The organism is Cupriavidus sp. 2TAF22, assembly GCF_052115045.1.
GTDB lineage: Bacteria > Pseudomonadota > Gammaproteobacteria > Burkholderiales > Burkholderiaceae > Cupriavidus.
Genome location: NZ_JBFRFX010000048.1, coordinates 13170 through 28851 on the forward strand (window position 1 = coordinate 13170; position 15682 = coordinate 28851).

At 68.1% G+C, this 15682-nt stretch carries 6 protein-coding genes; all 6 read left to right on the forward strand.

Annotated features, from left to right (window positions below):
* The first annotated feature begins 13 nt into the window (after positions 1 to 13).
* Complete coding sequence (locus AB4Z48_RS34680; protein ID WP_441622475.1) at positions 14 to 6001, forward strand: toxin TcdB middle/N-terminal domain-containing protein; 5988 nt, start codon at positions 14 to 16, stop codon at positions 5999 to 6001.
* Between the two features lie 197 nt (positions 6002 to 6198).
* Entirely contained in the window at positions 6199 to 8493 is a 2295-nt protein-coding gene (metE, locus tag AB4Z48_RS34685) for a 5-methyltetrahydropteroyltriglutamate--homocysteine S-methyltransferase (RefSeq protein ID WP_441622477.1), read from the forward strand.
* A gap of 259 nt (positions 8494 to 8752) precedes the next feature.
* Entirely contained in the window at positions 8753 to 9739 is a 987-nt protein-coding gene (locus AB4Z48_RS34690) for a tripartite tricarboxylate transporter substrate binding protein (protein ID WP_441622479.1), read from the forward strand.
* Between the two features lie 111 nt (positions 9740 to 9850).
* Positions 9851 to 10828, forward strand: a complete 978-nt coding sequence (locus AB4Z48_RS34695) for a D-2-hydroxyacid dehydrogenase family protein (protein WP_441622481.1) — start codon at positions 9851 to 9853, stop codon at positions 10826 to 10828.
* A 662-nt stretch (positions 10829 to 11490) separates the two neighbouring features.
* Complete coding sequence (locus AB4Z48_RS34700) at positions 11491 to 12285, forward strand: substrate-binding periplasmic protein (RefSeq protein ID WP_441622511.1); 795 nt, start codon at positions 11491 to 11493, stop codon at positions 12283 to 12285.
* Entirely contained in the window at positions 12282 to 15413 is a 3132-nt protein-coding gene (locus AB4Z48_RS34705) for a bifunctional diguanylate cyclase/phosphodiesterase (RefSeq protein ID WP_441622483.1), read from the forward strand. The genes AB4Z48_RS34700 and AB4Z48_RS34705 overlap by 4 nt, the downstream gene beginning before the upstream one ends.
* Positions 15414 to 15682: the final 269 nt, after the last annotated feature.

Genomic DNA, 15682 nt, shown 5'->3' on the forward strand with positions numbered 1-15682 from the left:
GTGAGGAGGCGTCATGGCGCACTTGTCCGGCGTGTCCACCCTGGGCGTCAGCCTGCCCAAAGGCGGCGGCGACGTGCGCGGGCTGGGCGGCAACTTCGTGGCCGACTATAACCGCGGCACCGGCAGCTATGTCCTGGACCTGCGCCTGCCGGCAGGTCCGGCAGGCATCCGGCCGGCGCTGGCGCTGGCCTACAACTCCGGCGGGGCCAACGGCGCCTTTGGCCTTGGCTGGGCGCTGGGCGTGCCGTCGATCCACCGCGACGGCGAGCGCCGCTTCGTGCGCTACGACGACACCGACGGCTTCCGCCTCGACCTGCACGGCGAACTCGTGCGGCTCGCCGACGGGCGCTGGCGCCCCCGCTATGACGAACTGTTCGCCCGCATCGAGCGCGGCGACCACTGGGAAATATTCCCGAAGGAGGGCGGCGTCCAGCGCTATGGCGTGGACAGCGAGGCGCGCATCGTCCACCCCGACCATCCGGACCGCATCCTGGCGTGGGCGCTGCAGGAGGCCGAGGACCGCAACGGCAACCAGATCCGCTACCGCTATGTCGCCGATGGCAACAACCGCTATCTCGGCGAGGTGGCCTACGGAGCCTACCGCGTGGTCCTTGCCTACGCGCCGCGGCCCGATGTGTTCGCCACGGCGAGGCACGGCTTCCCGGTCACGACGGCGTTGCGCTGCACGTCGATCGAGATCCATTGTGACCGGCTCGCCGGCCAGAGCCTGATCCGCCGCTACGCGCTGAGCTATGCCGAGCCCGCCGAGACGCCGCTGTCGCTGCTGCGGCAGATCCAGCTGACCGGCCATCGCGCCGGCGAGACGGCCACCATGCCGCCGCTCACCTTCGGCTACACCAGCTTCAGGCCAGAGACCGGCCGGTGCCGCCCGCTGGTCAACCCGCTGGGCTTTGCGCTGGCGCCGCTCGGCTTGCCCGGCACCGACCTGCTCGACTGCACCGGCGACGGCCTGCCGGACATCGTGCAGATCGACGACCAGCGCCATTGCTACTGGGCCAATCGCGGCGATGGCAGCTTCGATGCGCCACGGCAGATCCGCAGCCTGCCCGACGGCGCGCACCTCGGCGCGCCCGGGACCAGCTTCGGCGACGCCGATGGCGACGGCGCCGCCGACCTGCTGGTGACCGAGGGCCCGCACACCGGCTATTTTCCCAAGACCGGCCCGGCCACATGGGGGCCGTTCCAGCGCTACCGCCGGGCTCCGGCCTACAGCCTGCGCGATCCCAACAACCGCCTCGTGGATCTCGATGCCGACGGACAGGTGGACCTGCTGCGCACCACGCCATCGGCCTTCGTCCTGCATCTCAACCGTGGCAGCGAGGGCTGGGAGTCGCTGCCGCCGATCCCGCGCGTGCGGGATATCGATGCCTTTCCCGACGTGTCGCTCGCGGACCCGCGTGTCCAGCTTGCCGACATGACGGGGGACGGCCTGGCCGACATCGTCCTGGTCAGGTCCGGCGAGGTGTCCTACTGGCCGTACGAAGGCCTCGGCCGCTGGGGCAGGCGGCGGGTGCTCGCCGGCTCCCCGGCCTTCGCGCGGCCCGAACAGCCGCGCCGCATCTTCCTGAGCGACGTCAACGGCGACGGGCTGGCCGATCTCGTCGTCGTGGAAGGCGATGTCGTGACGGTCTGGATCAACCGCACCGGTACCGGCTTTGCCGCGCCTGTCCGGCTCGGGAACGCGCCGCCGAGCGGCGGGGCCGACGTGCGGATGGCCGACATGCTCGGTGCGGGGACGGCCGGCGTGCTGTGGAGCTACGAGTCGGAGCGGCGCCCGCGTACGCGCTACTTCTTCCTTGACCTCGGGGGCGACGAGAAGCCCTACCTGCTGTCGGCCATCGACAACGGCCTGGGCAAGCACACGCGCATCCGCTACAGCAGTTCGAGCCAGTTTGCCGCGCGTGACCGGGCCGAAGGGCATCCCTGGAACACCTTCCTGCCGTTTCCGGTGCAGGTGGTCGCCGAGGTCCGGCAGGAGGATCCGCTGGCGGGCCTGTCCACATGGCAGGAGATTCGCTATCACGAAGGCGTCTACGACGGGCGCGAGCGGCGCTTCGCCGGCTTCGGCCGCGTCGAGCTGGTCGATCATGGCGACGCCACGGCGCCGGCTCTGCTGACGGCGATGCGCTTCGATGCGACGCCGACGGACGGCCTGGGCCGCGACGAACGCGCGCTGGCCGTCGCCCGCTGGGGAAAGATGCTGGAGACCACGCAAGGCCCGCCAGGCGGTCCGGTGATGCGCCGCTCGAGCAGTGCGTGGGCGGCAAATGTCGCCGAACACGGCACCGACGGCACGCCGGTCGCCACGGTGCACCGTCACACCATCCGCAACGAGGCCCCGGGCGGGGCGGAGGGGCCGGTGGTCATCGAGCATCTTTACGCGTTCGACGACAGCGGCAACGTCACGCGAGACCAGATGTCGGCCAACGGCCCGGCGCCGCTGACGCTGGTCAGCGAGGTCGAATTCGCGCGCACGCCGGATGGACGGCCGAGCGCGCTGCCGTCGCGGGTGACCGAGCGGCGCGGCGACGGCGCCCTGGTGCGCGAGCGCCGCTACTACTACGATGGCGAGCCATTCACCGGACTCCCGCCCGGCCAGGCGACCACCGGCAATCTTGTCCGCCAAAGCGTGCGCGTGCTCGACGAGCCAGACTTCGCCGCCCACTACGGCGCCGAAGGGCTGGATGCCGCCGCGCTCGGCTACCGGACCGAGGACGGCGCAGTCTGGTCCGACGCCGGCCGCTACAGCTATGACGCCCGCGGCAACCTCGCCGCCACCCGCGATCCGCTCGGCCACGAAACCACGCTGGCGAGCGATGCCGCCGGGGTCTTTCCCGTCCGGCTCCAGAATGCGGCCGGCCATGTCACCCGCTTGCGCTGGGACGACGCGGCGCTCCAGCCGGACGAGATGACGGACGCCAACGGCGCGGTCTGGCGCTTCGGCTTCGACGCGCTGGGCCGCGTCACCGCGCTCGCCTTCCCGGGCGACTCGCTTGCCGATCCGGGCGAGACCGTGTCGTACCACCTTGATGCGTCACCGCCCTATGTCGAGCTGCAGCAGAAACTGGCCGACGGCATGCCGCCGCTGCGGCGACGCGTATTCCATGACGGCAGCGGGCAGGTGCGGCAGACCCGGGCCATGATCGACGAGGCCAGCGTGCTGGTGTCGGCGTTCGAGTCGCTGAACAGCCGCGGCTGGGTTGCCAGCCGCGGCGAGCCGTCCATTGCCGGCTCGCTGGACTTCGGGCCGGTGCCCGCGGGCGGGGTCACGACGTTGCAGTACGACGCGATTGGCCGGGTCGTGTCTGCCGGACTGCCCGGCGGGCGCAGCACGCGCTCGCTCTACGAGCCATTCCGCACGGTCACCTACGACGCCAACGATACCGACGCGTCGCCCGCGAACGTCGCCCGCGGCTTCTTCGATACGCCGACCATCCACCGCCTGGACGGCCAGGGGCGGCTGGTCGGCGTTACCGAGCTCCACGACGGGCTGATCACGAGCCATGCCTACCGCTACGACGAGGCCGGGCAACTCGTCGAGGCAACCGGCCCGGCGGGTGGCCGCATGCTGGGCCAGCGCTTCGATCTCGCGGGCAACCGGCTCGCCCTCGACCATGTGGACGCGGGCAGCCACCTGTTTTACTACGATGCCGGCGGGCAACTGGTGCGCAGCGCCGACGCTGCCGGCCGGCGCATCGCCATCGCCCGCGACGCGCTCGGTCGGCCGACCGGCACGGCGGTAGATGGCATGCTGGCGCAGAACCTGGTGTATGACGCACCGGACCTGCCCAACGCCTTGGGCCGGCTGAGCACCGCCCACGACGAGGCGGGCGAATGGGCCTTCGAATACGATTCCCGGGGTCGGCCTACGCGCCGCACGCTGAGCGCGCCTGGCCGGAGCTGGACGCTGGAGCACCGCTATCAGGCCAATGGCCAGGTCGCCGCCATCCGCTATCCGGACGGCGCCGAGGTCACGTTCCAGTACGACCGGGCCGGCCGGCTTGCCGCCGTGCCGGGCGCACTCGACGCGCTGACATACGACGCGCACGGCCGCCGGACGTCGATGCGCGCCGCGAACGGCGTGCAGACCCTGCTCGACTACGATCCGCTGACGCGCTTCCTGGCCCGCCTGCGTGTGCTCGGCCCGGCGGGGGAGGTGCTGCACGACCTGAGCTACGACCGCGACAACGTCGGCAACGTGCTGGGCCAGCGCGATGGCCGCCCGCCCGGCCCCGACGCACCGCACCCGCGCCGCTTCATCCTGGATGGCCGCTACCGGCTGCTCGAAGTGGACGGCGGGGGATCGGCCGCCGTCGGCGCCTACGTGCGGCGCTACGCCTACGATGCCGCCAACAACGTCGTGGTCTACCCGACCCACGCCGCCGCGCCCATCGTCTACGCGCCGCCCGGCAGCAACCGCATCGCCGGCATCCTGGACGGCGGCAACCTCGTCCCCCTCTACGCGCACGATGCGAACGGCAACGTCGTGCGCTTGCCGGGACGCGACCTGATGTTTGACGCCTTCGGCCGGCTGGCCGGCGTCCAGCGCGCGGACGGCGCCACGGTCGCCTATCGCTACAACGCCGTCGGCGAGCGCGTCTGGCGCACGGCAACCGTCGCCGGTGCGGCGCGCCGCACGCTGTTCCTGGCGGGCCTCTACGAGGAGGACGACGACGGCGCGGTGCGCCGCTACCTGTGCGCCGGCGGCGCGCCGATCGCCATCGACCAGGCCGGCGGGCGGACCTGGCTCCACGGCAACGAACTGGGACACGTCATGGTACTGACGGATGCGGCCGGCGCCCTGGCGGGCAGCCGCTTCTTCCATCCCTTCGGCGAGGCGGGGGGAGCCGGCGGGGTGGCGGTGCCATGCGCGTTCGGCGGGAAGATCCTCGATGAGATCAGCGGCCTGTATCACTTCGGAGCACGCAATTACGCACCGGAGATAGGCCGCTTCGTCAGCCCGGACCCGCTCTACCTGACGGCGCCGGAGCTGGCCCTGGCAACCCCGGGGCTGCTTAACCTGTACGCCTACGCGGGGAACAACCCGATGGTCTACGTCGATCCCTCCGGCCTCTCGCCGCTCGGATCGGCGCTTGGCGGGCTGGTCGGTGGCATGGTCGGCGCGTTCGTGTTCGTGGTCTCGGCTGGCAATCCTGTCCTTGCGGGCATAACCGGCGGGCTGGCGGGCGGTGCCGTGGCCGGCGGCATCGACGGCGGCGCCAAGGGTGCCGTGGTGGGCGGACTGCTCGGCGCGCTCACCGGCGGCATAGGCGGTGGCGCGCTGTGGGGCATTTCCGCGCTGAGCGGCACCCTCCTCGGTACGACGGCGCGCCAGGCGGTCCTGGTGATGCTGAGCACGGCTGCGGCAGGCACCACCACCATCGCGGGCATGGCGCAGGTTGTCGATTCCGGCAACTGGGACATCCTGGCCGGGGCTGCGGCGGGGATTGCCGGCGCAATGATCGGGAGTGCCATCGGCAACGCCATCATGATGCGCAATGTCTGGGAGGACCCCAACAACTCACCGCGGGTAAAGCAAAACCAGCGCGAGGTCCAGGCCGCCCTGAACAACAAGGCCAACTTCGACAAGGTGAACTACGTCAGCAACATGAATCCGAGCGGAAGCGTCCTTGGCAGTCAGTTTCACGGAACGATCACCATGAACAAGGACAATATCGGCAACTCCTATCTCGAATATCGCAGCACGCAGGCGCACGAGTTGTACCACCAGTTCCAGGAACAGACCGTGGCGAATTTCGACCAGGCCTACAGGGCCGAGACTTCCTACGCGAGCAATCGCTTCGAGAATGCGGCGTTCGACTTCGAGATGCGGTTCATGCACTTCACGCCTTACCCTTTCCAGACCTACTCGCACGCGCTGGCGCCGGCTCTGGTCGCGGTCGCCCAGCCGGCCGGGTGGGAGGATCGCAAGAGCGGCGAAGACCGATGGCGAAACGTGTTCGCGCAACTGGGCATCTAGCCGGGCCGGGTGGCCCGCCACAAGGCGGTGCTGGCGCTGGCCGCCTGAGCCTCGGCATGCCCCCGGCGCGCGCAGGTTCCCAGGCCCGGCGCCCGTGCCTGATATGAGCCAGACTAATAACCTGATGAAATAATGCCAATTTATTTCATGTTTGCAAAGACCTATGATGGCCCTCGATCTTTACGGAGCGCTCCATCATGGCAATCACACACAACCTCGGCTTTCCGCGCATCGGCGCAAAGCGCGAACTGAAGTTTGCGCAAGAGTCCTACTGGAAGGGGCAATCCTCGCGCGACGAGCTGAAGGCGCTGGGTGCGCAGCTGCGGCAGCGGCACTGGGAAATCCAGGCTGGCCTCGACCTGGTGCCGGTAGGCGACTTTGCCTTCTACGACCAGGTGCTCGACATGAGTTTCACCCTTGGCAACCTGCCCGAGCGCGTGCGCGGCTTCCATGGCGATGCACTCGACAACTACTTCCGCGTGGCGCGCGGGCGCTCGGCCCGGGGTACCGAAGACCACAGCGCCTGCTGCGGCGGCGGCGTCGCCGCGGGCGAGATGACCAAGTGGTTCGACACCAACTATCACTACATCGTCCCTGAGTTCAGCGCGGCCACCGAGTTCTCGCTCGATAGCTCCCGCCTGCTGGAGCAGCTCGCGCAGGCACGGGCCCTCGGCGTGAAGGCCAAGCCTGTCATCATCGGTCCGGTCACCTACCTGTGGCTAGGCAAGGCCAAGGACGATTCGGACAAACTGGCGCTGCTGCCGCGTCTGCTGCCGGTCTATGCCGAGCTGCTCGCCGAGCTGGCCGCGCAAGGCATCGAATGGGTGCAGATCGACGAGCCGGCGCTGGTGACCGAACTCGGCGCGGCATGGCAGCAAGCCTTCGTCACGGCGTACCAGGCGTTGAAGCAGGGCAAGGTCAGGGTCTTGCTGGCGACCTACTTCGGGCAGCTGCTGGAAAATCTCCCGCTGGCGCTCGAACTGCCGGTGCAAGGCCTGCACCTCGATGCCATCAATGCGCGCGCCGAAGTGCAAGAGCTGGTGGCGAGGCTGCCCGCGGACAAGATACTGTCGCTGGGCGTGATCAACGGCCGCAACATCTGGAAGTCCGACCTGCTGGCGGTGCTCGACTGGCTGGAGCCGGTCCATGCACAGCTGGGCGACCGGCTGTGGGTGGCACCGTCCTGTTCGCTGCTGCATGTCCCGGTCGATCTCGACAGCGAACAGAAGCTCGACGCCGACATCCGCTCGTGGCTCGCCTTTGCCCAGCAGAAGCTCGACGAGCTGCAAGTCGTTGCCAGGGCGCTGAACCAGGGACGCGCAGCCGTGGCCGGCGCGCTGGCCGGCAACCAGGCCGCCATCGCCAGCCGTCGCGCCTCGCCCCGCGTGCACAATCCTGCCGTCAAGGCCGCCATCGCCAGGCTCGACGCCGCGCTCGGCAGGCGCGCCAGCCCCTATACGGCGCGCGCGCCCAAGCAAGCGGCCCTGCTGCAACTGCCGGCCTATCCGACCACCACCATCGGATCGTTCCCGCAGACCGGCGACATCCGCCAGGCACGCAGCAAGTTCCGCAGTGGCGAGCTCGACGAAGCCGGCTACAGGGCCGTGATGCAGGCCGAGATCGCCCGCAGCGTGCGCGAACAGGAGGCGCTTGGCCTGGATGTGCTGGTGCACGGCGAAGCCGAGCGCAACGACATGGTCGAGTACTTTGGCGAGCAACTCGACGGCTACGCCTTCAGCCAGTTCGGCTGGGTGCAGTCCTATGGCTCGCGTTGCGTGAAGCCGCCCATCCTGTTCGGCGACATCAGCCGCCCGAAGGCCATGACGGTGGCGTGGATCAAGTACGCGCAATCGCTGACCGCCAAGCCCATGAAGGGCATGCTGACCGGCCCGGTGACGATCCTGAACTGGTCCTTCGTGCGCGACGACCAGCCGCGCTCGGTGTCCTGCCACCAGCTCGCCCTTGCCATCCGCGAGGAGGTGCTGGACCTCGAGAAGGCCGGCGTGCGCGTGATCCAGATCGACGAGGCGGCGCTGCGCGAAGGCCTGCCGCTGCGCAAGGCCCAGTGGAGCGAGTACCTGCGCTGGGCGGTGGAGTCCTTCCGTATCACCGCCAATGGCGTGCAGGACGAGACCCAGATCCACACCCACATGTGCTATTCGGAGTTCAACGACATCATCGCGTCGATCGCCGACATGGACGCGGACGTCATCACCATCGAGACCTCCCGCTCCGATATGGAGCTGCTCGACGCGTTCGACAACTTCAGGTATCCGAACGAGATCGGCCCGGGCGTCTACGACATCCACTCGCCGAACATTCCGACGCAGGAGCACATCGTGCAACTGATGAAGAAGGCGGCAGAGCGTATTCCGGCCGAACGGCTGTGGGTGAATCCCGACTGCGGCCTGAAGACGCGCGCGTGGGAAGAGGTGATCCCGGCCCTGACCAATATGGTCGCGGCGGCCCAGGCCCTGCGGGCCGCCGTGTGACGCTGCGGGCTTGCGCCGCGCATCATGCCTTCCGGCCTTTTCTTTTCGTGTGGGCGAGGGCGTCGCAGGCTCGCGGGGCACCGGCGGTGCGGCATGCCGGGATACTCAATGTATGAGACAAGGCGCCCCGGGATCGGGGTGCAAACGCCCGCATTTCCATTGGCCGGAAATGACCGGTGGTTTTTACAGTAGCTTCTCCTAAACTCGGCCGAAATACGGCACGCCAGCATCGCTGGCGCCGAGAACAAGGAGACCTGGCATGGCCCACATTCTTCGTCGCCGCAGGGCGTTGCTGCTGGCCGCGCCCGCGGCATTCTGCGGCGCCTGGCTTGCGCGCGCGCAGGCTGGCGGCTTTCCGGACAAGCCGCTGCGGCTGGTGGTGCCGTTCGCCGCGGGTGGCCCCGTCGATGGCATCGCACGCATGCTTTCGCGCGAGATGGGTACCAGGCTGACGCAGCCGGTGGTGGTGGAAAACCGGCCGGGCGCCGGGGGCATCATCGGCCTCGGTGCCATTGCCAACGCGCCGGCCGATGGCTACAGCATGGTCCTGTCGTCGATCACCCTGGTCACGAATCCGGCGTTGATGCCGACGCTGCCTTTCGCGGCGGACCGGGACTTCGCGCCGGTCACGGTGGTCGGCTTCATCCCGCATGCGCTGGTGGTGCGCGGTGATTATCCGGCCCGCACGCTGCAGGACCTGGTCGACATGGCGCGCAAATCTCCCGGTACCATGAACTACGGTTCGTCCGGGAATGGGACCTCCGCCCATCTTGCCGGCGCGATGTTCGCGCAGCGCGCGGGCATCCGCGCCGTGCACGCGCCTTACCGCGGCGCCTCGCCGGCGCTGACCGATCTGCTGGGCGGGCAGATCCAGTTCATGTTCCTCGACGTGCCGACCGCCTTGCCTTACCTGAGGTCGGGCAAGCTGCGCGCCCTGGCGCTGGCCCCCAGTCGCGGGGCGTCGGTGCTGCCCGATGTCCCGACCATTGCCGCCTCCGGCTATCCCGGATTCGATATCCACGCCTGGTATGGCATCCTGGTCCGTAGCGGCACGCCGGCCGATATCCAGCAGCGGCTGTACCAGGAAGCGCGGCGCGCTATCCAGAGCGAGCCCGGGCAGCGCTACCTGAAGGCACAAGGCATCGAGCCCGGCGGCATGGCGCCGGCCGAGTTCGGCGAGCTGATCCGCAAGGACCTGGCCAGCTGGCGGGGCGTGGTCGAGCAACTGCATATCGCCCTCCAGTAAGCCCGACAAGCCCGACAAGCCCGACAAGCCCGACAAGCCCGACAAGCCCGACAAGCCCGATCATTCCAGCAATTCCAGCAATTCCAGCAAGATCCCTCCGGAGCCCCAATCATGCGAATTGTCATTCCCGACGACTACCAGCGCTGCGTCCGTGAGCTGCGCTGCTTTTCCCGGCTCGCCGGTCACGACGTCGCCGTCTTCCATGACAACGTCAAGACCCTCGATGCGCTGGCCGACCGCTTCGGCGCAGCCGACGCGCTGGTGCTGACGCGCGAGCGCACCCAGATCACGGCGGCCCTGCTCGACCGCCTGCCCGGGCTGCGGCTGATCAGCCAGACCGGCAAGGTCGCCGGGCATATCGACCTGGATGCCTGCACGGCGCGCGGGATCGCGGTGGCCGAGGGCACGGGGTCGGGCGCTGCCACGGCGGAGCTGACGTGGGCATTGATGCTGGCAAGCCGCCGCCACCTGGTCGCCGAGGTCAACCGGCTGCGCAGCGGCGGCTGGCAAGGCGCGCTGGGGCAGGAGTTGCGGGGCCAGCGGCTTGGCGTCTGGAGCTATGGCCGCATCGGCAGGCAGGTCGCCGCCTACGGCCGGGCCTTCGGCATGCAGGTCTGGGTGTGGGGCCGGGAAGGGTCGGTGGCGGACGCCCGGGCCGACGGTTTCGAGGTGGCGCCGTCGCGGGATGCCTTCTTTGCCGAAAGCGATATCATCAGCCTGCATATCCGGCTGAACGCCGAGACCGAGGGATTGATCGGCGCGGCCGACCTCGCGCGCATGCGCCCGACCGCGCTGCTGGTCAATACGAGCCGCGCGGAGCTGGTGGCGCCGGGGGCGCTGGCGGCGGCACTGCGCGCCGGCCGCCCGGGTTTTGCCGCGGTCGATGCCTACGAGCAAGAACCGGTGCTGGACGCCGGGCATCCCTTGCTCCATCTTGACAACGCGCTCTGCACCCCGCACATCGGCTTTGTCGAGCGCGACAACTATGAGGCGTACTTCGGCACCGCCTTCGACAACATCAACGCCTTCTTTGCGGGCTCGCCGCAGAACATCGCCAACCCCCAAGTCCTGGCGGCCCTGCGGGCCTGATGCGGCGAGGCTCGTTGCCGCATCCCCGGACGCCGGCGGACGCGCGAGCCTGAGCGCCGTGCCCGGCCAGGGGCGGCGGCGCCCGCCCGACGCGGCGGTTGGCGCCGCCGCCCCGATGGCCTCCCGGGCAGGCGGCCCGCATGGGTCGCGGTCTTCGGCACCACCATCCCCACCATCCCCACCATCCCGACCCACCCGCGTCATGGCACCCGGCCATGCGGCGCGGCCCTGATCATGCCCCTGCGTGCAATACTGGATGCATATACAGTGTTGCGCGGCGTGCGCGCGCTGGCAGGAAGGGCGAGCGTGGAATGCGGCCTGACACTTCCCACGCAGGCACCCGCGTGAGAGCATGCTGGCTCTGCCAGTTGATATGCCTCGGCAGTATCCGCGCTATTGCTGGATAATTGCGGGGCGATGCGGCCACTGCGGGTTGTTTTTCCGCAGGGCGCCGGAGAAAGCCGCATTCAAGGGCTTCCCGGCCTGGCAGCGCGCAATGCTGGTAGTGCCCGGTGGGGACCGGGCGCGGAGGGAAATGGAGTCTTGCCCGCCGGGTTGACGGGGCAAGGAAAACAGGCAGGACTTATCGCGGCATCGGGCCCGGCACCGGCCGCGATCATAAGAAGACGATTTGCATCAATACAATTTTGCGGGGTAAGGCTGTGATACGACATGGACTTTGCGGGTTGCTGCTTGCGCTGTGCTGTCTGGGCACCGCAGTCGCGAGCGGACCTGATTGCTCACGCCCGTTCACGCTAGCGCTGCATGACCATGGCCTGCTTTATTCGCTCGAAACCGATACAGGCATCGACAAGGATTTCGCCGACGAACTGGTCCGGCGCAGCGGCTGCCAGGTCAGGGTCAGCCTTATGTCGCGCGCCCGCATCTGGAAGCTGATCGAGTCCGGCGCACTCGATTTCAGCCTGTCCGGCATCGCCAGCGCCGAACGCAATCAGTACGCCTCCTTCGCCTGGTACTTCAGCAATAAATACTATTTGCTGGTGCGCAAGGACGCCGGCATCGGCAAGCTGTCCGATTTCGAGCATAACGACCAGTTTCAACTCGGCGTGATCCGCAGTTTCCGCTACAGCGATTCCGCCAACCAGCTGGTGGACAAGCTCGCGGCAGCCAACCGCGTCAGCCAGGCCGGCGGGCTGGAGCCGCTGTACGAGGCGCTGGTGCGCCAGCGCATCCAGGGCATGATCATCGAGCCCTTCGACTACCCGGCTCTCGACGCAAAGCGGATTCGCGATGTCACCGCGGTCGTCGAGTTCAACGACCCGGCCGTTCCGCACGGCCTGATCATGTCGAAGAAGGCGCTGCCGGTGGCCGAGCAGGACAAGTGGCGTGCGCTGGTGAACGACATGCGCGCGGACGGCACCGTGCGCCGGATCTTCGAGAAGTACTTCAAGCGCGATCTGGTCGACTCCATGGTCGATTTCAAGGCACCGCTGTGAGCTGGGCTCGCCTGATCCTGCTCCCCTTGCTGATCCTGTGCACCGGGCTCGGTGTGACATGGGCAGTCTGGGACCACGAACGGCAAGCCTCCCGGCATGAAGTACAGTCCCAGTTCGATTTCGCGCTGGGCGATGCCGTCAGCCGCATCGAGCAGCGGATGGCCACCTACGAGCAGATGCTGCGGGGCGTGCATGGCATGTTTGCCGCCACCGGCACGATGGACCGCGGCAGTTTCCGCGACTACGTCGGCGCGATCAACCTCGATGGGAACTTGTCCGGCATCCAGGCCGTCGGCGTCGTCAAGTGGGTGTCGGCGCCCGGCAAGGACGCCCATGTCGAGGCAATGCGCCGGCTCGGCATCGCCGGCTACGACATCCGGCCCGACGGCGCGCGCGGCGGCTACGCCCCGATCATTCAGCGCGAACCGTATGCCGAAGCCAAGGCGCGCGTGCTCGGCTTCGACGCCTGGGCCAGCCCCGAGCGGCGGCTCGCCATGGAACGGGCGCGCGATTCGGGCCTGGCCACGGTGTCCGGGAAGGTGCAGCTGGCCGTGGACGCGCAGGCGGACGAGGACCCCAGTTTCGTGATGTACCTCCCGTTATATGCGCGCGGCCAGCCACAGGATACCGTCGCCCAGCGTCGTGCCAGCCTGGTGGGCTGGGTCTACGCGTCGTTCCGCATGCGGGAGGTGATCGCCAGCCTCTACGGCGAGCAGCCGCCCGGCCTCTCTCTGACCATCTACGACGGTGTCGAGCCATCCACGGCGGCACTTCTCTATCGTTCGCCCGACGCCAGGGCGGGGCACCCGGGTTCAGCCTTGTCGGCCAGTGAGTACCTGGTCGTGGGAGGGCACAACTGGATGCTCTCCATGGCCGCCCACCATGACTTCAAGGCCCGCTTCGGACGCAACTCGCAGACACTGATCGCCGGCACGGGCGCGGGCCTGAGCCTGCTGCTCGCGCTGCTGGCCTGGGTCATGGTGACAGGCCGCAGCCGCGCGCTGCGGCTGGCCTCCAACATGACCAGGGAACTCCGCGAGAGCGAAGAGAAATTCCGCGCCATCGCCGACTGCACGGTCAACCTGGAGATCTGGTGGGGGCTGGACGGCAAGCCACGCTGGATCAATCCGTCGGTCATGGAGTACACCGGCTACGCCGTGGAAGAATGCCTGGCGATGCGCGACTTCGCCGGCACCCTGGTCCATCCCGAAGATTTTCCGCGTGTCGCGCTTGAGCTCCTGAAGGGGCGCCAGGGGCTTCGCGGCGACGATCTCGAGTTCCGCTGCCTGCGCAAGGATGGCTCGCTGCTCTGGCTTTCCGTCTCCTGGGGGCCATTCCACGATGCCAGGGGCATGTTCACGGGCTTCCGGCTCAGCGGGCGCGACATCACCGAGCGCAAGCTGCTCGACGCCGAGCTTCGTATCGCCGCGGTCGCCTTCGATTCGCTGGAAGGCATGATGGTCACCGATGCCAGCGGCACTATCCTGCGCGTCAACTCGGCATTCACCGAGGGTACCGGCTACACGGCCGACGAGGTGGTGGGCAAGACGCCGCGCATACTCAAGTCGGGGCGTCATGACGAAGCGTTCTTCCGTGACATGTGGGACACCATCCACCGCGTGGGCGGATGGCAGGGCGAGATCTGGGATCGCCGCAAGAATGGCGAGATCTACCCGAAATGGCTCACGATTGCAGCGGTGCGCGGACGGGACGGGCGGGTGACGCACTATGTCGGCACGCATCACGACATTACCGAGCGCAAGATCGCCGAAGACCGGATCAAGGAACTGGCCTTCTTCGATGCCCTGACGCGGCTGCCCAACCGTACCTTGCTGGCCGATCGCCTGAAGCAGGCCATCGCGGTCAGCGCGCAGAGCGAAGCCTCCGGCGCGTTGTTGTTCGTTGACGTAGACAACTTCAAGACGCTCAACGATACGCTGGGCCACGACAAGGGCGACCTGCTGCTGCAGCAAGTCGCCGAGCGCCTGACCGCCAGCGTCCGCGAGGGCGACACGGTGGCACGGGTAGGCGGCGACGAATTCGTCGTCGTGCTCGGAGGCCTGAGCGGAAACCGGCAGGAAGCGGCCAGCCAGACCGAAGCGGCGGGCGAGAAAATCCTCGCCGTTCTCGGCAATCCCTATCATCTGGCCGGCATCGAGTATCGCAGCACCGCAAGTATCGGCGTGACCGTGTTCAAGGGGCATCAGGCCTCCATCGATGAGCTCCTGAAGCAGGCCGACCTCGCCATGTACAAATCGAAGGAAAGAGGGCGCAATGCGATGTGCTTCTTCGATCCGACCATGCAGGCCGTCGTGGTGGAGCGGGCCGCGCTCGAGGTCGGCCTGCGCAAGGCAATCGACGAAGACCAGTTCCTGCTCCATTACCAGGCGCAGGTGACCATCGACAATCGCATCACGGGCGCCGAAGCGCTGGTGCGCTGGCGGCACCCCGTGCGTGGCATCGTGTCGCCGGCCGAATTCATCCCCCTGGCCGAAGAGACCGGGCTGATCCTTGCGCTGGGGAACAAGGTGCTGGAGATCGCCTGCAACCAGCTGGCGCGCTGGGCGCGCCAGCCAGGGATGGCCCATCTCACGATCGCCGTGAATGTCAGCGTCCACCAGTTCCGCGCCCCCGACTTTGTCGACAAGGTGCTGGGCATCATCGAGCAGACCGGAGCGAACCCGAACAGGCTGAGGCTGGAGCTGACCGAGAGCGTGCTGGTGGACAATGTGCAGGACATCGCCGAGAAAATGTCAGCGCTCAAGGCCATGGGCGTGGTTTTCTCGCTGGACGATTTCGGTATCGGATATTCGTCGCTGTCCTATCTGAAGCGCCTGCCGCTGGACCAGCTGAAGATCGACCGCTCGTTCGTGCGTGACATCCTTGTCGACCCGAACGATGCCGTCATCGCCAAGACCATCGTGGCGCTTGCGCGCAGCCTCGGGCTGCAGGTGATAGCCGAAGGCGTCGAGACCGAAGCGCAGCGGGACTTTCTTGCCGGCGCGGGGTGTTATGCCTATCAGGGCTACCACTTCTGCCACCCGCTGCCGATCGAGGATTTCGAATCGTTCGTAGGCGGGTTTGAATTCCGCCAGCGCGCATCCGAGCTATCGGCGCAAGAGGATTGAACGCCGGATGGCGGGTGTGCCGTGGCGCCCGCACCGGGCCGGCATGCCCCGCCCGCATCCCAGCGGATGCGCGCATGGTGTGCGGGAACGCGCCGCCGGCCCGGCCTTGCCCGCGTTCCTGCCGACGGTACGGCCGAGCCTTGTGACAGCCAGCCGGCATTTCTCGCCGGGATCTGTGGCCGCGGTATCCGTTTGAGCTTGAGCGTGCTCCATGGCGCATATTCGGCGAGCCGCCGGCGGGGCTGCCGGCACCTGGCCGCGGTTCGCRC